We start from the raw sequence: 20,220 nt of genomic DNA on the forward strand, positions 1-20,220 counted from the left end.
ATGAATTCAATGCTTTCGTTCATAACCTGGCCATATTGGCTGGTTTTGATCATTGTACTGGTATTGGTGGTACTGGTGGGAGGGTTGATATTCCTGGTCTGGCGTCGCAAGCGCGCGGAGGGCGTCTTCAGCGCGGTGGTCAGCGTTTCCAAGGGGGCGCAAATGCCGGCCGGCAGGCTCGTGGCGACATGGCGGCAATTCGTAAGCAAAATACCCCGTTCGATGAGAAACAAAGCGCTGAACGTACCGTTGTTCCTCGTTATAGGCGATGCCGGTTCGGGAAAAACCACGCTGATCGATAACCATGCCGGGTGGAAAGGGCAGAATTTCCGTTTTTATCCCAGCATGACCGAAGATCCCATGCTCCAGATATATCTGGGCGCAAAGGTAGTGGCGGTCGAGCTTGCCGCATCGCTGCTTTACAACACCAACCCGGCGGTTCATCGCGCCCTTGGCAAATTATGGCGGCATTTTCCCGCTACGCCTCAAATTGCCGTGGTCATCGACGCCGGGATGTTGCTGGAGCCGCAGCCGGAGCGTTTGAGACAGTCGGGACGGGCCTTGTTCGGAAAGCTGGAAGTATTCAAGGAACTGGGAAAAGCGCCTATACCGCTCGTCCTGGCGCTGAGCCACATGGACAAAGTGTCCGGTTTTTCCGAGTTTTGCGCTTTTTTGCAAAAAGCGGGGATTCCGCTGCAGATTGAGTTTCCCAGCGGCGACGGAATCAGCGCTTTGGAATCCTGTCTGGATGCGTACAGCAAACATCTTGATCGGGCATTGTTGACGCAGTCCGCGCAAGACTACCTGAAAATAGTCGGCTTTCTACGGCAAGCGCCAGGCCTGTTGAAGGTGCTGCGCGATTTTTTGCGTCAGGAAAGGCTGGCTCAAGGCGCATCGTCGAATCCGGTGATGCGCCTGTGCCTGCTGTCCGAACAGACCGATAGCTTCGGATGCCATCCGTTTTTACCGCTGCCCGGCAGCGGCGAAGGCCCCGCCCCTGAAATTTTAACCGTCCACGCCAAGGCTGCGTTTGCGCTCGCCGCGGCCGGGCTGGTTTACCTTGCCGGCAGCTATCGTTACCAGCAGGACATAATAACCGATATCATTAAACGCGCGGATATCGTCAATACGACGCCGGTCACCGAGTATGCGCAGAAAATCAGTCCATTATTTCTTGATTATAGCTACGACCTGAACAAAGACACGCTGCTGTCTCCCTTGATACCCAAATACTTCGACAAGACCAACGGTCTGATAAACCTGAAACTCATTCGAGCTATTAGAAAGAATTACTTGATTCCAATGCTCAAGGAAGCGCAATTCGACCAGGATGCCCCGTTTAAAACCAATAACCTGCTGGCGCTCCTTTACGCCACTCCAGGCAACGACGTGGGAAGAGTGTTTCTTTACCGGATAGATACCGATCCGTCTGAAGAAATGATTAAATATAAAACGCTGTTCCGGGACTATATCAATCATAATTCCCACACGGAAGAGATGAACGATACGCTTAATGGCTTAAATTATGCCGATCAATCGCAGCAACTCGTGGAAGACATTACGCCATGGATCATATTCTTTCGCGATTTGCAGGTGGCGCAGGCAAAACCTTATATCGAGGAGTTGGAATTTTCCGACATAAAACGCAAGGCCTCGGATTTCATCGCCATTGCCCATCGGTCCTATGTATATCGCGACCAGGACATGATCGTCAGTTGGCTGCAGGAAAATACCCGGCTTAGAAGAAGCCTGCAAACGCAATATATCGCGCAGTCGAAACTAAAGCAGGAAGGAATACTGAAGTTTCTGGATTTGGTCAAACACCTGACGATGAGCGATACCGACGCCTGCCAGCCGGCGATGTCGATTGCTCAATGCCTGCTCCAGATTCAGGCGGTCGCGGCAATCAAATCCGACGAGGAGCCCGCGACCATGCGTTTCTCCCTCGAAGGCGAGGATTTCTCTTTCGACAGCGGGCAATGGAGCGATCTCATGTTGCGCAGCCGCATCACGCTGATGCTGCGCAACATTGTCAAGTCGCACCGGAGCGCGGATGGGTGGGCCTTTTTCGATACCCCTTCGTCTTATGCCGATATCGAACTGGCGTCAGCCGCCGAGAACCGCTTGCTGCCGGCAGCAACGGGCCATATCGACGGGCGTTTAAGTCATGACGCGTTCGAGCAGCAAGTCAAACCGACGGTGCTGGCGTTGGCTGACACAGTTAGCAAACTACCGGTCGACAAGGCGGAGCAAAAACGCTTCAGCGACTTTGTGCTACGCAATTTAAACGCCTATTCCGAACGCTACGTCAATGCGTATCTGAACTATCTACGCCAATTCCGCATAGAAATCGATTCTGTATGGTCGCTGCAATACGAACTGGCGCAACTGCAAATGCCCGGTTCGCCGTTGATGACCGCCTTGCTCAATATCAAGCAGAACACTGCGCTCAGCTTGCCGTCCACGCCGGCTTTCACCGCCTTTGCACAAAAGCTGACGGCATTCACGCCTATTCAGCGCTTGATGGTTGAACAGAACGGCAATTATCCGGAATTGGCCAAATACCAGCTTATGATGCAGCAAATGCAGGCCGAACTGGAGTCAGGCGAACCCTATACGCCAAAGAAGACCGGCGACGACGCTGCGGGACTCAAATCGGCGTTGTCGCCTGCGGGGCGACTGGCCTGGGCTATGCTGCTCAACGATGAAAGTTCCTATTTGAAGCTGGTCAAAGCCTGGCTGCAAAGCGCCGGCATCGCCAGTGCATGGCAGCAACCGTTCCTTGCGCCGGTGCAGAAAGTCCAGGAACTGGGCGCGATTGAAATCGCGCATAGCGCCGACGGTATCTGGGCCGACATATGGAATTCGAACATTGCGCCGATGCTGAGCCAATACCCGTTTATGCCTACCTCGGCGGTTGAATTGACTATGGACGATTTGATCAAGTCGCTGCATCCCAAACAAGGCGCATTCTGGGTCAGCTTTAATCAATACCTCGCGCCGCTGTGCAGTTATAGTAACGGCGTGTGGATAAAACAGCATGAATTGACCGACGTTAAAGCCCTGCTGCCGTCCAATATGCTGTCCCGGCTTAACAGCGTGCAGCAGCTAACCTCGAATTTATGGGACGCGCAGGGCAGCCCGAAAGCGCTGCAATTCAGCGTCAGGCCGGAACTGCTGCCTACGCTGGACAAAAATCAGTTTCCCGGCGCGGCGCAGCCGGCGCTGAACTACCTGCGCAGCGGCGGCGAATCGGCGCTCGGCTTCAACCAGCAAGCCGCGTGGCAAAAATTTGCGCTGGAATGGTGGAACGCGCCCCCGGCATCGGCGGGCATTGAATTACGCAAGGAAAATAGCCCCGAGCGCATCTACGCCGACATCACTGTGGGCGGAGAGAGCTGGAGCTTTTTCAAATTGCTGCAGCGGGGGCAAACGATGGGCAGCAATCGCTATCGCTGGTTCCTGGATCACCCCGACTATCCGCAGCAGAAATTAAATCTGGATTTTACCTTTCAGGCGGATCCCTGGAAATTATTTACCAATCTGGCAGGTAGTTAAATGCTCAAAAAATCAAATTTAAAATGGACGGCGCAATTATGCGCAATCGTGCTGCTGGCCGCTTGCGCCGGCGCCGGCTCGCCGACGCCTCCGCCGCCGTTTACGCTCGATGTCAGCGCGGAATATCAGGCGAACGGCGGTCACCTGTTTTATTTTCTGGCGCGAGCAGTCAACGAAAAACAGTTCCTGCTGGACAACTATCAGGATGTGGCTGCAAAGGTTTTCGCCTCGCCGGCCGACGCCAGCGTGCTGGGCGTGTTTTCAATGACGCCGGGCGAAAGGCGGCAATTCAGCGTGCATCCGCCTGCGCAAGGCGATCTCGCCCTGTATTTTCTGTTCAACGAACCAGGAACACAGTGGAAAAAACAGTTATCCACCCCGCTGAAGAATAAATACAGCGTTTCCATCGGCGCGGATAATCAAATAAAAATCGTCGAAGATTGTTTGTTTTGCAAGGTAAATGACCTGTTTGGCATGTTCTCGAAATCACAGCCCGAATAGCCGCCTCCGGTACGACGGTAAAGACAAGCAACAGTTATACGTGTAACTAAAGAGGTGAAAAATGACGTATATTTCATACAAGAAAGCTAGCAACCATAACCAGATAAACCGTGAAATTCTGCAACTCGTGGAAGAATTTAAAACGGAATATGCGGTTTGCAACGATAAATTCCAGCTGGAAGTTGAAAGCACATACAAACAATGCGCCGGTTTCATGAGCTTCGATAAGAATAAAAGGCTTGCAAAAAGAAAGCTTGCCTACACCGGTATTGCAAGTGCTAGCGGCGCGCTCCTATTGCCCGTTGTGTTTTTAGGATCGGCAGGTATATTGTCGCCAATTATCGTGGCTGCGGTAGGCGCAACATTGGCTGTGGGAAAGAACGTCATGAGCTCCCTCGATCCGTCAAGAAAGTCGAATGCATTGGGTGTGCTAGAACACATTGCAAATAACGCACTAAAAGCTGCCGAGTATTCTTTTTCAGCACAAGGCGAAGATATGCAGGCCTCCGGATTTTCATTCGGCTTACTATTCCCTGGTCTGCAAAGTAGAGATTATAGACAGGAGGTTATGAATCGCCTTAAAGACAATCCGGGAGGTGTGGTTGAACAACTGAGTAAATATGCGGCCAGCGTATCTGTGAAAGTAGCCATTCAAGCATACAGCAAAATGACAGATAAGCTTGCTTTTTCACAAGAAAAACAAAAATTGATTCCGTTGGCATTATATTTATTATTAGACGAAAAAGACATAGGTGGGCGGCATAAGTCGCTGATAAATACAGGAGTAATTCAGAAGTCGGTCAGTGCTGATGTAAAGGATTTGAAGAGTGAGATCGATATATTAGATAAAAAAACAAGTTTCGCTAAACAGTTTGCTAAATTCGGAAATAATAGTTTGTATGATAAATGGTTTGCAAACGGAGATGAACGCGTAACGAGAAATGAAATTCTCATTGAAAAGGCGAGGATTATCTCTCATGCACCTGAGTATATCGAATCCTTGAAATTGTCATTCGGCGATATGTTTGCTAAACATGTCATTGATGCAGTAAGCAATATTTTACCTTCGGTCTTTACCAAGGATTTTAACAATAAAACACAAACAATAAAAGTATTAGGCTTTGCAAATTCCAGCGAGCATAGAAAGGATTTTGCGCTTGGAATGTATGCCTTCCATGCCGTGCTAATAAAGCATCTTGGCACTTATAATCTTGCAAGTCTTGGCGGTTTTGGTTTCAACAATGCATTGGATGTAAAAGTCCACAATGCGCTTATAGATGCGCTTGCAACTCAGGCATGGGTTACGTCCCAGGCATATACAGGGGTGGGAATGCTGGGGCGTAGCTCTCAACTTACATTTACTGGTGATATGTGGGAAGCCAATGTATTTAATAAAATTGCCGAGCTGCCTTATATAAAGGCTTACTTTGATGTGGATGTCTACTGGAAAAAGGTAGGAATGGCTATCGGCGCAATTATCATTTCGAAACATATGCAAGTTAAGAAGATCGCTGAGGCTGGCGGCAATTTTGATAGCAAAGTAGATCAAGCACTCGAGGCGCTTGTAAAAATTGACAAAGGCGATATAGCGCAACTCAAAGTGAGTGATATTAAACAAAAAATAGAAAATGATCATATTGTGGAACAAATAAAAAAAGAGAATTTAGAAAAATTTAGTTTTGTAAAGTATATGAAGCTTGATAATAATATCATCGGGGCGGTGGATATTACTGATGAGGATCTTTACGGCATGATGGCCACAGGAAAAAAACCTAAACAAGATAGTAAAGACCTAATTAAATGTATAGGCAACAGATTTAAAGACCTTTACTCAGATTTGATGAATGAGAGTAAATTTAAATGCGAACAATATATAAGTGAAGGGCTTCAACTAATAGGCGGGCATAATGCTGTAAATGACAGTTATCTTTCTCGAATGCAAAGTGAATTTGAGTTGGCTGGTAAAGGTATTAATTCCAGGCAAGGCCCCAAGGAATTACAGGATTATATTGATGGTAAAGAAGTTAAAATTAAAAACTTTGTTAATGCCAGCAATGCAAAACTTAAAATAAAAAAAACAACGTTAGCTAGCGCCTATAACTTGTCAGACCTCCAGAGCGCAGAAAAAGAAATAAATGAAGAACTGGTGAGTAACTTAAAAGCCCTGCAGCTAGGAGTGATAGCATCTGCTTCAGGCACAGGCTCGGCGACCTTGCAGTCTGATATCAATAAAGCGGTTGCCGAAACTCTGCAACTTCTGGCCTATAAGCTTGGTGCTTTCGGCAAAATAGCAGATATCAAAGAAAAGGGCATCTCTGATAAAACCACTTCAATTGATCATGAAGCAAAAAGGCAGTCAGACGATCAACAAGTCATGCGAAATACTATTAATCAACTGGAAGCCAGACTTTCTAAACTTGAGAAGAACCCATAGTATAAGCGCTTTGAAGTTTCGAGCATGTACATTGTTTTGAAATTATAAACATAATGCATATGGATATTTTCGCTTTTCCCAACGCCAAGTGACGTTTTAAATGCAGGTTATTATTTGTAAATATGTTGTAACAATTCAGCGCCCCGGCTTTCCGTTCGTCCAGAGCCTGTCGAAGGATGAATGGAAAATCGTATCATATTGATAGTAGTCCGTTCATGGTTCGACAAGCTCTCCAGCCACATTCGCGGCGCTACTCCCACGAACGGACTAACTCAAAAGTTAATGGCAAAAAGGCTGAAGTGTATCTAAATGGTTATGTATAATGAGCCGAACGGCTGGATATAACTCGAACTAATACAAAATCATAGGGAGCTATTTAATGTCGTACCGCCAGGAATACAAGGAAAAATTAGACCGGAAAAATGTCAACAAAACGACGCAAACCGCCAGCAAATCGCAATTGGAAATAAAACTAAAGGATGCGGTGCAAACGAGTTTGCTTGCATTAAAATCAACCGATGCCCGGCGCTTTGTCGATATAGCCATAGCCATGAACCAGGTTAAGTTCATGCAGCATGTTTCGCCTAACCGCTTTAAAAACAAGGGTAAATATCATGAAGCAAAGGAATGCGCATTCGACGGCCTGGTTCATGCGGTAAGCGATTGCGATATACAGGTGGATGATATATTTAACTTCATTAAAAATAAAAGTCGAATTTTTCAGAAAAATACGACCGATCATCACAAAACCATTAATACTCATTTAATAAAGTTCAACGGCACCGCAAAGAGCGGTTTGGTTCTGGAGTCGCTGAAACTCAACGCACTGTTTCTGAACGGATTTAATTCAGAACAACAGCAGAATATAAAAAAGGACTTTATAACGTTCATATCGAAAGAGAATGACGCAAGCAAGGAAGAGCGCAAGGATTGGCGCGACGATATTTTCAGCAGTAATATACTGCTCGTGCAACCGGGCGTTAAGGAAATAGCAGGCCCATCGCTTGCCGGCGGTGGAGGTATAAAAGACTCTGTCATGGGCATGCCCAATATGGAAGTAATGGCCCAGGTAGAAAACAGCAGAAACGATTATTTGTCCGATGATGACGACTTTTTTGCCGCCGAGGCGCATAGAGCGGGAAAGGTGCGAGTCGACGTTAATTTACTGGGTATGCAAAAGCAGCTCCCGGTTAGGCAACCATCCGGCGCGCTCATCGAAGACGGTTATAATCCTGCGGATGAAGGTTCATTTGTTGCTGAAACAAGAATCCGTTCCGGTGGTCATATAGGCGACATGTTGCAGGTTTCGGGGATACAGACAAAAAAAACCATGTCTCAGTTGCATAATGACGCAAAACAAGCGCAGTTAAACAACAAGGATACTGCGAGTTTTAACAGCGCCAGGGGTATCATCGAAAAAGGACTAAAATGCCTGCAGCCGAATCTTACGCGAGAAGAAAATACAAACGCTTCCCTGCCGGACGTGTTTTTCGATACCTACACCAATGCCGTTATTCCGCGCAGCGTTGTACACATTACAAGCAATTCAGGTCAACTCCAATTCGCAAACTCGATACGTTCGATAATCGCCAGCCGGGAATTTCTACAGTCTTCTTTTGTGGTGAGCGCAGTTGGAACGCAAAGGGATGAGCAGAAGTTCCAGTTCAATAAATTTGTCGATCACGCCATGCTGCTGGTAAAAATCCATAACCAGGTTTTTTTTGTAGACCCTAAGTCCAGGATCGGAACCTTCTTCAGCGCTCAAAACCCCTTGGGAAGGGATTACGATATTCCTATTTTAACCTCCAACCTGCAATCACCGGCTGCCGTCGATTGTGTAAGACATACCGGAGTATTGGGGCTTTACCTGTGCGATGCAATTCTGAAAATGCCGGATGGCGTTCAACTTGTTGATTATTTTAAAAGTCATCATATACATATGAACCTGGACAAGAAGACACTGAAACTGCCTAACGTAAGCGAAAACGAGTCCAGAAGATTAGCCAATTATCTGGCCAGGCTGCCTGAATAATAGGCGCGGCGCCGGACAAAAGTCAAAGGACGCTGAATGGTTACAAGGCAGTAAAACTTCGGTTGTTGTAACCGTACAGATACCCCCTTGGACTCTATTTCCAAATGCCTGGCTTAGTCCGTTCGTGGACGTGGCGCCGCGAATGCGGCTGGAGAGCCTGTAGAACCATGAACGGACTGGCAATCAATCTGTCAGGATTTTCCGTTCATCGTTCGACAGGCCCACGACGAACGGAAAATCCTGAAAACCGAGGGGTGTCTGAATGGTTACCCGGTTGTTTATATATTTGAACGGTAAATGTAAATGAATATCTATGTGTTGTTTCTGGGTACGAGTGATCAGGTAAGTCGTTCGCTGTCATCCGATCAAAAGGATGGTCTTTCTGCCTTGCCCAATAATAACTTAAGAAAACAGATTAAAAAGTCAATTGAGGATGAGAATGCAACTTTCAGGGCAAAAAGCGAGCTGCTGTACAGGCAATGCGACTTAATGACAAATATGGATTATTTTGTTCTTGTTGAGGGAGTTAAACCGCATGACTTGGGGGGGCTATTTACTTCGGCGTCTCCTTGGCTTGAAAAAACATTTATACCCAGGTTGTTCGGCGCGCAAAGCCTGTCAGATCAGGGGTGTTTTATATTTAGAAAGCTTATCAACGATAAAGGAAAACTTGAGTTCAATCTCGAAAACGAACTGCCGCTACTGGAGGATTTATCCAGGGTTAACCTGTATCTAACCGGATTTTCCCGCGGCGCAGTAATGACTTTCTTGCTGGCTAAACTGCTGCATAAAACCAGCGTGTTACAGGCTATAAAGCCCAGGGAACTTGACTTTTCGATACATATTGCCGCTGTCGAGCCTGTTGCCGGCAACCTGGTCGATTATAAGACAATACCCTCCATGCATAAAAATGCATATGATTTATCAGAGTGTAATAAGATAGTGCGATGCGTTGTCGCATTGGCCGCATATCGGGCCAAGGACAAAACACTCTGCTTTAATCAGATGTGCCCGTTGCCTGTTGGCAGGAAATTCGCACCGCAAATCAATCCTTTTATATTCAATAAATATAGCCATGTTCAAGTAACCAATATTGCCGACTATTTGGACAAGCTTTCGCTGCGGGAAAGAGAAAACAAGGTTTTTATTAAGGAATTCACCGCCAATCATTATCAAGTGGATTTTGTAACATCCTGTATGGTGTTTATTCTTGCGGCACATTACGCAAAATTTCCGTTTAAAATAAATGACGCTGTTGGCCATAAGCTGAATAGAAACGATCCTGCCGCCTATTTTGATAGTCAAACCATAAAAAGATTGGGTGTTTCTGATCTTCAAATTACTGGCAAATTTAATGATGAAAGAAAGATATACGGTCTGCCCAGGTTTTCATGGCGACAGTATGTTATTAAATCGGAACCTGCCGCCAATTACGCCGGATTAATTAGCAATCTTGATAGGGTGATGATGGTTGAAAATGATGGTGAATTCCTTGCCGGTAACGTGAATAATGACGTGACAATCAAGGTTTTTGCTTCCACGCTAAAAAATAATATTGTATTGGGCGCATGCGACCGGTATTTGAACAATAAGCGCGACAAGAAAAGCGATGGGTACAAGCGCATTGTAATGTTCAGGGGTATTCTAAGCGCGGATAATAGAACTGATGCCGATTCAATTTTAGCCGGTCTTGATAGTCTGTTTTTAGGCCTGGTAAAGTACCGGAAGGTCGGAAGCGAATCCTTTTCCGGAGATCCTGTTAACGATAAGGCCGACTCTTTCGGTTTTATTCTCGCAAACAACTTATACCAGTTCGTAACCATGCCGACTCCCGTCGCAGGCGAAAGCAGCGAGGATACCGAGATGATCTATAATGAAAATATCAGTTTGCTATTACATGAAAAGTATGGTGGTTACAGGTACAGGTTTATACGTCTTTTGGATGAATTCAGGGAGAATATGGTTAAGGGTAAATTTGGCTCTGCGTCGGCAAGCAAGATAAAGCTTGGTATAAAAATAATAAAGAGCGTATATAATTAATAGCCATGATACCGGCGGAAAAATTATCGACCAGGAGGAAAAGCATGCCGAAGAATAAATCAGTTGAGCAGTACGAGCAATGTCTGCAACAGACAACCAAGACCGATGCAGTCCGGGTTGCGCATCGCTTCTTGCAGGTACTGAAGCGTCTTGGACGTAATGATGTAATAAGCAATATATTGTCCCGGGTCGGCAGGATCAAGATTGCTCGAACCAGGATTTTTGGGCCGTCTGTTGATGCGGAGATTGTCTCTTTTAATGAATACATAGATAATCTGATAAGTAACATACCGCGCGTTATCGAACTTTCCGGGCATGACGCGCATGCGGTTAAAGTGAGTTTTTATGCGCTCGCAAAAAATGCATCCGGCTCGAAAGCCACAATACCTATGGCTTTACAGGCCGTTTTTTGCAAGTATATAATTGATTCGAAAGCTTATTCGGCGGCGGCAATTGATAAAGACCCCGGATTGAGTTTTATTCGCAAGAACGCAAACAAGCAAAAATCCGCGAAGGATAAGTATGGAAAAATACTGAATGAAGAGGTTCCTGCCCTCATGGCTGTTTCCCATGCTCCGGCCTTGATAAGGAGTGATGAAGAACAGGAGCCGTTTCATGAGATAACGGAGGAGGTCAAACTTGCATTGAGGTGGCGTAAACTGCATGCTGCGGAGCTTGCTGAGGTCAGGAAATACAAGGATTATCCGGGGCTTGGAGAGTACTCCAAAAGAATTAGTCAGATCGAGTTGTACGGTTATCGGTATTTCTGTTTTTCGGACCGGCATTCCAATAGCTGGGTATTTCCCAAGTTAAGCGAAAAAACAGGGGGGGAGAAAAAGCAGACCACGCTGCTTCTGGGTAAAGGCAGTACTGCCGATATTAAAACACAGAAAAGCGGTTTTTATGTAAAAAAATTTTTTAATGATCCGGTTGACAGCGCTGGATTACGGAAGTCATTTGTTTTGATGGAACGGCTGTTTTCCTATGCGCTTGCGAGACAAAGAGAAGATAGGTACAACGGATTTTTGGATAGAATATGCCCGGTGATTATGCTGGACACAGATAAAGGGTTTATGCCGTACCATAAACATAGCAGTATAGCGGCTCTGCTTGAAAAGTTGAAGGACGGACAGGAGTTGTCCGTATATTCGAAAAAAATTAATAATGATGTCCTTGCCAAGGCGTATGACACCGTTCTTGAGGATTTTAAAATATTGCTGACTATCGGATTGAAACGCGTTCCAGACGGCATGACAGATGCGCAAAAACCGGAAAGAGCAATGATGGGCGGGTATGGTTGGAACGAGTTGCACAATCAAAACCTGCTGTTTGACATTGAAAATGGGCATTTTGTGATCATCGATCTCGATGATTATCCATTGGAATCTGTGGCAAATCGAAAGCTGCCGTATACCTGTAAGGTGAACGAGGATGATTATAAGGTAATTACGGCGAAAATAGATGGCATGCTTTCTTCGCTGTGTCGCGCGTTGGGCAGGAATTTTAATCAGGTTATCCATGGCACTGATTAATAATTGAAAACGCGGGTGCTTCTGTTGAGTTAAATCCTGTTGTGGCGCATTTTATCTGCAATGCATAATGGCCATGGCGGTTGGTATGCGATAGAGGTATTGTTGTGTATATCCGGAATTTTAGCTGCTGATGCGTAAATACAAGAGAGCAGGACGAAGCGGACTGAAACAGTCTCAAAAAGTCGGACGGTCGCGTCTGGAACGGCCGTTGCATCGAGCTGCCGTTGCCCCACAACAAGCAATTGCGATTCTCGGACTGCTCTGCGCCTTTCCGCCGCTGGCTACGGATATGTATCTGCCTGCCTTTCCCCAGATGGCGCAAGCCTTCGGAGTCGGCGACGGGGCTATTCAAGCAACGCTGTCGATTTTCTTTATCGGTCTCGCGTTGGGTCAGGCTGTTTATGGGCCGCTGATCGATCGCTACGGACGCAGAATTCCGTTGCTGATCGGCATTGGCATCTACGTGCTGTCGTCGCTGCTGTGTCTTGTGACCTCGGATATAGCGCTTTTTACCGGTCTGCGCCTGCTGCAGGCGGTTGGCGGTTGCGCCGGAATGATCATAGGCCGCGCGGTAGTCAGGGACTTGTTCGACGAGTTTGAAAGCGCGCGGGTTCTTTCGCTGATGATGGTGATGATGACTCTGGCGCCTATCGTGGCGCCAGTGCTGGGCGGATTTATTCTGGCTGTGTCCGGCTGGCGGATGATCTTTGCCGTTATGCTGGCTTTCGGTATGGTCGGCGCGCTGCTCGTCTGGTTTGGCCTGCCTGAGTCGCTACCGCCGGGGAAGAGAAGGGCCGATAACCTGTCCAGTATTGCGCGCGTTTTTTGGCGGCTTTTGCGTACACGCGCCTTCATCATCCCCACTCTGGTCGGCGGGCTTGCTCAAGCCTGCATGTTCGCATTTATCACCGGCTCTCCTTTTGTGTTCATGAATCTGTTCGGCGTCAGCGAGCAGCTCTACGGCTGGCTGTTCGGTTCGATCAGCGTTGGTCTTATCATCGCGGCCCAATGCAATCGCTTCGCTCTTAAACACTGGAGTCCGGCAACTTTGCTCGGCGCAGCATTGATTCTTAATATCGTCGCGGGACTAGGGACGGTTATAGCCGCCGGCAGCGGCGTTCCGGTCTTCTTACTGATCCCGCTCTGGTTCGCCATCGCCTCGCTTGGCTTCATCGGCGCCAATGCGACGGCGATCGTCATGACGGCATGCGGTCAGCATTTGGGCAGCGGATCGGCGCTGATCGGCGTTCTGCAATTCGGCTGCGCTTTTCTGGTCAGTAGTCTGGTCGCAGCCGGGCAAAACGGCACGGCTTATCCCATGACCCTTGCCATAGCTGGTTCAGGCCTGCTGGCCGGCTTGTTCTGGCTGATTCCTGGCGGAGATAACAAGCTCATCGCGCCGGGCGGACAAAAACGGCGGCATAAAACTTGAGATGCAATGTATTCATGAAGATTCACGGTCTGCAACGCGCTTGCAAGAGTATCCATGTCGGCTCGATTTTTTCTTCCTTGCCCATCGGCATGACTGCGTCGTTAGCAGCCATCCATTGTTTTTCTTTATCTCATGAGCAACGGCTTCCGTGAGGCCTGTAACGTCGGCCACGAATTCAAAATATATGTCTGTTTCGGCAAATACGGGGCGTTTTTATTCGTCTAAAATTACCGGAAGGCACAGATACAAAGGCTTGATTAGTCCTGATTAGCAGGATTCTTCAGCCAAATCGCATCGCATGGTCGTAATCGTCATTCCGACAGGGGGCGGCGGCCTCCAGGCCTCATGCAAGATTCGGCGTTTGCCGTCCATGGCTCTGGATACCCGCTTCCCGGCAGGCATGACAAACGTGCTGTTTTTGTTGACGAATTCCGCTAATCAGGTAATTAGTTATACCTTCTGCGCGGTAGCCGGCATACAGGCGCTTACTTCTGCGCACAGAGCCTGTTCGAAGCGTCGGTAGACAGGCTCGCCGCTTGCGAGAGTCCGTCGTCCAGAGAGGTAGCCCGCTGTGGAGCGGCACAGACGAGCCTCAACGGCTGGATACAGCGGTCTCTTTACACTCTGAGTCAGTGACGCCAACTCCGAGAGTTCATTAGTTATAAAAAATGTCCTTTAGTACAATGTCTGCTGAATCCGGGCAGGATCAATTTACTAAACTGAACTTAATGCAAACGGGTGAAAAGTGGGTAGGAAAGTTTTTTTCGGCAAATGTTCAGCGGAAGCGTATCGCCAGGCGCTCGGAATCGCCTTGCTGCTGTTTCTCAGTGCTTGCGAACGCGCTCCGGCGACATCGCCGGCCGTGCCTCCCTCAGTGGAGGTCATGCAGGCGATCCGGCAAGACGTACCCGTTTACAAAGAATGGGTCAGTACGCTGGATGGCATGGTCAATGCCCAAATCAGCGCCCAGGTGACCGGCTATCTTGTCAAGCAGCACTTCAAGGAAGGAGATTTGGTCAGGAAAGGTCAGTTGCTGTATGAAATCGACCCCAGAACCTTTCAGGCGACGCTGAATAAAGACAGAGCAACCCTGGCGAAGCAGGAGGCCGTTCTGAAAACCGCCAGCATAGAAATCCGGCGGATCGAGCGCCTGCTCCCTGAAAACGCAGTCAGCGTCAGAGACCGCGACACCGCCGCCGGCCGGGAGGCCAGCGCAACGGCGGAAGTGTGGGCGGCCAAGGCGACGGTGGTTCAGGCCGAACTCGACCTGGAGTTTACCCGGATCAAATCGCCGATTAACGGCATCGTCGGCATATCCAAAGCCCAGATAGGCGATCTGGTGGGACCCACCAGCTCCAGCACTGCGCTGACCATCGTTTCCCAGGTCGATCCCATTCGCGCCTATAACTCGCTGAGCGAGCAGGAATACCTTTATTTTGCCCGTGAGCAGCTCCGCAACGGCGCGAGGGAGCCGCCGCAGGTCGAGCTGATTCTGGCGGACGGGTCGACCTACGAACACCGGGGAACCTTCTATTTCGCCGACCGGCAAGTAGACGCCAAAACCGGCAGCATCCAGGTGGCAGCGTTATTCCCGAACCCGCAACAGATTCTGCGGCCCGGCCAATTCGGCCGCCTACGCGCCAAGCTCGGTATGAAAAACAATGCGTTGCTCGTGCCTCAGCGTGCGGTATTGCAGATCCAGGATCGCTATCAGGTCGCAATTGTCAATCCGGACAGCAAAATTGCCATGCGTAACGTCACAGCAGGAGAACGGATCGGCTCGTTGTGGGTGATCGACAAAGGGATAGAGCCGGAGGATCGGGTCGTGGTTCAAGGTGTGCAGAAAGTCCGCGAAGGCATGGTCGTGACGCCTGCGCCCTATCATTTCTCAGAGGAATTGCCGAAGGCCGAAACGGCCGACAACAACGTCAGCACACCGCAGCAATAGGCCGTCCACAATGTCCAGCTTTTTCGTCAACCGGCCGATAGTGGCCATAGTGATTTCCATTCTTCTGGTGCTGATGGGCGTGGTGGCGCTGATTCAATTGCCGGTCGCCCAGTATCCGGACATCGTTCCGCGGGAAATTCAGGTGTCCGCCACTTATACCGGCGCGGACTCCCTCACATTGGAGCAATCCGTAGCCACGCCGATCGAACAACAGATGGTCGGCGTTTCGCACATGAATTACATGTACTCCGTCAACGCCAACAACGGCGATATGACGCTGACCGTCAATTTCGACGTCGACACCGATTCCAATACCGATCTGATGCTGACGCAAATGCGTGAAACCCAGGTTGCGGCGCAACTACCCACGGACGTGCAAAACTCCGGCGTGACCGTGCAGGAAACTGCGTCCACGCCGTTGATCATGTTCGCGCTGTATTCGCCCAACGGCTCCTATGACAGCACTTTCCTGGCGAATTACGCCTATATTAATATTACCGACCAGATGAAACGCGTGCCGGGCATCGCCCGCACTCAGGTGTTCGGCGCCGGCAAATACGCGATGCGTATCTGGGTCAAGCCGGATCAACTGGCCAAACTCGGCATCACCATACCCGAGATCACCGCCGCCATCACCGCGCAGAATACCGTCAATCCCGCGGGCAAGGTCGGTGGAGAACCGGTGCCGGCCGGCCAGGAATACACTTACGCCATCCGCGCCCAGGGCCGGTTGCTGAGCGAGGAGGAGTTCGGCAACATCGTGTTGCGCGCCAATGCCAACGGGTCGCTGGTGCGCATAAAAGATGTCGGGCGCATTGAGCTCGGCGCTCAGACTTACGACCAGATCGGAAGCTTCAACGGCAAACCCGCCGCCATGGTCGCCCTGTACCAACTGCCCGGCTCCAATGCGATGAATGCCGCGGATGGCGCAAAAAAACTCATGCAGGAGCTGAAACAGCGTTTTCCGTCCGATCTGGAATACGTCGTGGCGCTGGACACCACGCTGGCGGTCAGCGAAGGCATGAAGGAAGTCGTCAAGACGCTGTTCGAAGCGCTGACATTGGTGATCCTGGTGGTATTCCTGTTCCTGCAGGGCTGGCGCGCCACTTTGATTCCGCTGCTGGCGGTTCCGGTTTCGCTGGTCGGCACCTTCGTGATGTTTCCACTGCTTGGTTTTTCGCTTAATACCCTGTCCCTGTTCGGCCTGGTGCTCGCCATCGGTCTGGTGGTGGACGACGCCATCGTGGTCGTGGAAGCGGTGGAGCAGCATATCGAGAAAGGATTGCCGCCGAAGGAGGCGACGCTGAAAGCCATGTCGGAAGTATCGGGGCCGGTTATCGCGATTGCGCTGGTGCTGGTGGCGGTTTTTCTGCCCACGGCGTTTATTCCCGGCATCACCGGGCAGCTCTACAAGCAGTTTTCGATTACCGTCGGCGTGTCGGTGGTTATTTCCGCTTTCAACGCGCTGACCTTGAGCCCGGCGCTCGCGGCGCTGCTGTTAAGACCCCGGCAGCGCGGAAACAGCCCTGTGCAGAAGTTCTTCGACGCTTTCAACCGCCTATTCGGCCGGGTTACCGACGGTTATGTCGGATTTTGCGGCACATTGATCCGGAAAAGCCTGATCGGCATGATTTTTCTGGTATGCGCTGCGGCGCTGGCGGGCCTGCTCGGGAGCCGTTCGCCCAGCGGATTTTTACCCGAGGAGGATCAGGGCTACCTATTCGCCGTCATACAGCTGCCCGATGCATCTTCCCTGCAGCGTACCGGCGATGCCGCCAGGGAAGTGGAAGACATACTGGCTAACACGCCGGGCGTCGAATCCTATTCCCCGGTCGTCGGTTTCAATATGTTGAGCCAGGTAACCAACACCTACAGCGCCTTTTTCTTCATTACCCTTAAGGATTGGGGGGAGCGCACCAAACCCGAAGAGCAGTATCAGGCCATCGTCGGGCATCTGAATCAGGAGCTGGCGAAACTCAGGTCAGCGATAGGTTTCGCTTTTTCGCCGCCGGCCATCCCGGGTATCGGAACTTCCGGCGGCGTGACTTTCCTGCTGGAAGATCGCGCCGGTAAAGACATTGAATTCCTTGCTCGGAACGTACAAAAATTTATAGACGCCGCCGGTAAGCGTCCGGAACTGGCAAGCGTCAGCACTACCTTTCTGCCGATTGTGCCGCAGTACTTCATCGAAGTTGACCGCGATAAGGTGCTTCGCCAAGGGGTAAGCCTGTCCGACGTGTACAAGACGCTGCAGACTTTCATGGGCAGCGGTTTCGTCAATTACTTCAACCGTTTCGGCCGGCAATGGCAGCTCTATGTGCAGGCCGAGGGGGAATACCGGACCGGCACCGAACAGCTCAGCCAGTTTTATGTCCTGAACTCCGACGGCAAAATGGTTCCGCTGGCTTCGTTGATCAAGGTGAAAAACGTCGTCGGACCGGAATTCACCATGCGCCACAACCTGTTCCGCAGCGCGCAGATCAATGCCCTTCCCGGCCCTGGTTACAGTTCCACCCAGGCCATGGCGGCCATGGAGCAGGTATTCGCCGAAACCATGTCGACCGAGATGGGCTTCGACTATATGGGTATGAGCTATCAGGAAAAAAAAGCTCAGCAAGGCGTTTCGTCAACGGTTATTTTCGGCATGTCGCTGCTGTGCGTGTTTCTGATTCTGGCCGCGCAATACGAAAGCTGGAGTCTGCCGTTCGGCGTGCTGCTGAGTACGCCGGTAGCGGTGTTCGGCGCTTTTGCAGGTCTGAAGGCCGGCGGGTTTGAATATAATGTTTATGCGCAGATAGCGCTGGTGATGTTGATCGGCCTGTCGGCCAAGAACGCCATCCTCATCGTTGAATTCGCCAAAGCCGGTATGGAAGAGGGAAAAACCGCGACGGACGCGGCGCTCGACGCCGCAAAACTGCGTCTGCGCCCGATACTGATGACCAGTTTTGCGGCGATACTCGGTTTCGTGCCGCTTGCTACGGCCAGCGGAGCCGGTTCGCTGGCGCGCCAGGTCACCGGCTTCGTATTGATAGGCGGCATGCTGGCGTCGTCGTTCATTGCCATTTGCCTGGTGCCGGTTACCTTCTATGTCGCCGAAAATCTGATACGCCGCAGCGCCGTAACGGCGCCGAAGACCGAAGAGAATGCACATGAGTAAAAGCGTATTCGTCGCAGTGCTGGCCGGATTACTGATTACCGGCTGCGCCATGGTCGGGCCGGATTACGAGCAGCCCAAGGTCGCCATGCCGTCCAAATGGCGCTTCAGCGACAGCGAAGCGCGGGAAACGGTCAATACGCTTTGGTGGAAGGAATTCAATGATCCGATGCTCGATCGCTTGATCGAACGCGCGGTCCGCAACAATCTCGATCTTCAGAAAGCCATCGCCGCTGTCGAGAAATTCATGGGCGCGTACGGCTCGACCCGCGCCAATCTGTTCCCGCAGATTTATGGAACGGCTAGTTATTCCCGCCTTAATAATGGCATGAACCAGCTTGGGGGGAATCTGCCGGGCGGCCTCTCGTCGAGTAGCGGCGACATCAATTATGCCCGCCTGGGAGCGACCATGGAGTGGGAAATCGACCTGTGGGGCCAGCTGCGCCGCGCCAGGGAGGCGGCCCGCGCCGACCTGCTCGCTCAGGAAGCCTACCGGCGGACTGTGCTGCTGACTGTCGTCAGTCAGGTCGCCATTACCTACGTGACGTTGCGGGAGCTGGATTGCGATCTGGAAATCACTCGAAACATCATGAAAACGCTGGAAAGCGAGCTGCGGATAGCGCGTTCCCGCTTCAGGGAAGGCTACAGTTCGGAATTGGAAGTGAACCAGGTCGAATCAGAATACATCCGGCGCGCCGCCTATATACCGCAGTACGAACAATCCATTGCTGAAACCGAGCATGCCCTGAAAATCCTGCTGGGAGAAAATCCCGGCCCGGTCCCTCGCGGACGCACGCTCGACGAGCTTCATCCGCTGACCGTGCCGGCCGGTCTGCCTTCCGATGTGCTGGCAAGACGGCCGGATATCCTGCAGGCCGAACAGGAACTGGTAGCTTCCAACGCCCTTATCGGCGTCGCTCGCGGCGAGTATTTTCCAAAGATTCTTCTGACCGGAGATGTGGGGCAAACGACGTCGCAACTGTCAATGCTTTTTACTCCCGGCGCGAACTTCTGGTCGGCGGGATCGAGCCTGCTGCTGCCTATATTAACAGCGGGCAAGATCGCCGGCCATGTGCAATCGGCGGAAGCCGTGCAGCGTAGCGCCGTGGCGAATTATCAGCTTTCGATTTTAACGGCTTTTAAGGAGTTCGAGGACGCGCTTGTCGGACATACCAAGACTCGGGAGCAACGCGAACTGCAGAGCGCTCGCGTCAAATCGGCGGAAAAGTATTTTCGCTTGTCGAAACTGCAATATGACGAAGGCTACACCGACTATATAACCGTGCTCGATTCGTTAAGGCAGTCGTTCGACGCCCAGATCGAGCTGGCGAATGTGAAAAGTTCGAATATTGCCGCAGCGATCAAGCTCTACCGCGCCATGGGCGGCGGCTGGGTAGCCCAGGCGGAAAGCAACGGCCATGTTCCGGAACCGCGCGAAGCAGCTATGTTTCCGTAGCCGGGCCGTCAAGCAGCAGAGACGTTTACGAGCCGCCATTTTTATAAGATGGCGGAATAGTGGTTACTGTCTTGCAGCAATTTCAGTTGGTACCGGGAAGTTCCTGAGTTGAGATGAGCGAATATGCCAGATC

Annotated in this window: 10 protein-coding genes; all 10 read left to right on the forward strand. The window is 50.5% G+C overall.

All coding sequences use genetic code 11. The annotated features are described in order from the left end of the window. The 10 genes from F6R98_RS00425 (at window position 1) to F6R98_RS00470 (ending at window position 20,087) form a co-directional block, all read left to right on the forward strand. Window positions 1-3,558 (forward strand): hypothetical protein, encoded by a 3,558-nt coding sequence (locus tag F6R98_RS00425; protein WP_153247243.1) that lies wholly within the window; start codon window positions 1-3, stop codon window positions 3,556-3,558. Next, on the forward strand, window positions 3,559-4,059 hold the full coding sequence (locus F6R98_RS00430) for a hypothetical protein (RefSeq protein WP_153247244.1): 501 nt from the start codon (window positions 3,559-3,561) through the stop codon (window positions 4,057-4,059). Window positions 4,060-4,120: 61 nt separating this feature from the next. Continuing rightward, window positions 4,121-6,493, forward strand: a complete 2,373-nt coding sequence (locus F6R98_RS00435; protein ID WP_153247245.1) for a hypothetical protein — start codon at window positions 4,121-4,123, stop codon at window positions 6,491-6,493. A 379-nt stretch (window positions 6,494-6,872) separates the two neighbouring features. Then, entirely contained in the window at window positions 6,873-8,525 is a 1,653-nt protein-coding gene (locus F6R98_RS00440; protein ID WP_153247246.1) for a hypothetical protein, read from the forward strand. Between the two features lie 303 nt (window positions 8,526-8,828). Beyond that, the gene (locus F6R98_RS00445; RefSeq protein ID WP_153247247.1) at window positions 8,829-10,565 is read left to right on the forward strand and encodes a hypothetical protein; all 1,737 of its coding nucleotides are present in this window, start codon (window positions 8,829-8,831) and stop codon (window positions 10,563-10,565) included. Window positions 10,566-10,609: 44 nt separating this feature from the next. After that, a complete protein-coding gene (locus F6R98_RS00450; protein WP_153247248.1) occupies window positions 10,610-12,097 on the forward strand; it encodes a hypothetical protein in 1,488 nt (495 codons plus the stop codon). 130 nt (window positions 12,098-12,227) lie between these two features. Next, the gene (locus tag F6R98_RS00455) at window positions 12,228-13,529 is read left to right on the forward strand and encodes a multidrug effflux MFS transporter (protein WP_153247249.1); all 1,302 of its coding nucleotides are present in this window, start codon (window positions 12,228-12,230) and stop codon (window positions 13,527-13,529) included. Window positions 13,530-14,274: 745 nt separating this feature from the next. Next, window positions 14,275-15,477, forward strand: coding sequence for an efflux RND transporter periplasmic adaptor subunit (locus tag F6R98_RS00460; protein WP_153247250.1), 1,203 nt, complete (start codon window positions 14,275-14,277; stop codon window positions 15,475-15,477). A gap of 10 nt (window positions 15,478-15,487) precedes the next feature. Continuing rightward, window positions 15,488-18,634 (forward strand): efflux RND transporter permease subunit, encoded by a 3,147-nt coding sequence (locus F6R98_RS00465; RefSeq protein ID WP_153247251.1) that lies wholly within the window; start codon window positions 15,488-15,490, stop codon window positions 18,632-18,634. After that, complete coding sequence (locus F6R98_RS00470; RefSeq protein ID WP_194270071.1) at window positions 18,627-20,087, forward strand: efflux transporter outer membrane subunit; 1,461 nt, start codon at window positions 18,627-18,629, stop codon at window positions 20,085-20,087. Before F6R98_RS00465 ends, F6R98_RS00470 begins: the two co-directional genes overlap by 8 nt. Window positions 20,088-20,220 lie beyond the last annotated feature (133 nt).

This window comes from Candidatus Methylospira mobilis (assembly GCF_009498235.1).
Taxonomy (GTDB): domain Bacteria; phylum Pseudomonadota; class Gammaproteobacteria; order Methylococcales; family Methylococcaceae; genus Methylospira; species Methylospira mobilis.

Coding starts and splice junctions, on each gene's coding strand:
- F6R98_RS00425 (WP_153247243.1), top strand. CDS start 1: ATGAATTCAATGCTTTCGTTCATAACCTGGCCATATTGGCTGGTTTTG.
- F6R98_RS00430 (WP_153247244.1), top strand. CDS start 3,559: ATGCTCAAAAAATCAAATTTAAAATGGACGGCGCAATTATGCGCAATC.
- F6R98_RS00435 (WP_153247245.1), top strand. CDS start 4,121: ATGACGTATATTTCATACAAGAAAGCTAGCAACCATAACCAGATAAAC.
- F6R98_RS00440 (WP_153247246.1), top strand. CDS start 6,873: ATGTCGTACCGCCAGGAATACAAGGAAAAATTAGACCGGAAAAATGTC.
- F6R98_RS00445 (WP_153247247.1), top strand. CDS start 8,829: ATGAATATCTATGTGTTGTTTCTGGGTACGAGTGATCAGGTAAGTCGT.
- F6R98_RS00450 (WP_153247248.1), top strand. CDS start 10,610: ATGCCGAAGAATAAATCAGTTGAGCAGTACGAGCAATGTCTGCAACAG.
- F6R98_RS00455 (WP_153247249.1), top strand. CDS start 12,228: ATGCGTAAATACAAGAGAGCAGGACGAAGCGGACTGAAACAGTCTCAA.
- F6R98_RS00465 (WP_153247251.1), top strand. CDS start 15,488: ATGTCCAGCTTTTTCGTCAACCGGCCGATAGTGGCCATAGTGATTTCC.
- F6R98_RS00470 (WP_194270071.1), top strand. CDS start 18,627: ATGAGTAAAAGCGTATTCGTCGCAGTGCTGGCCGGATTACTGATTACC.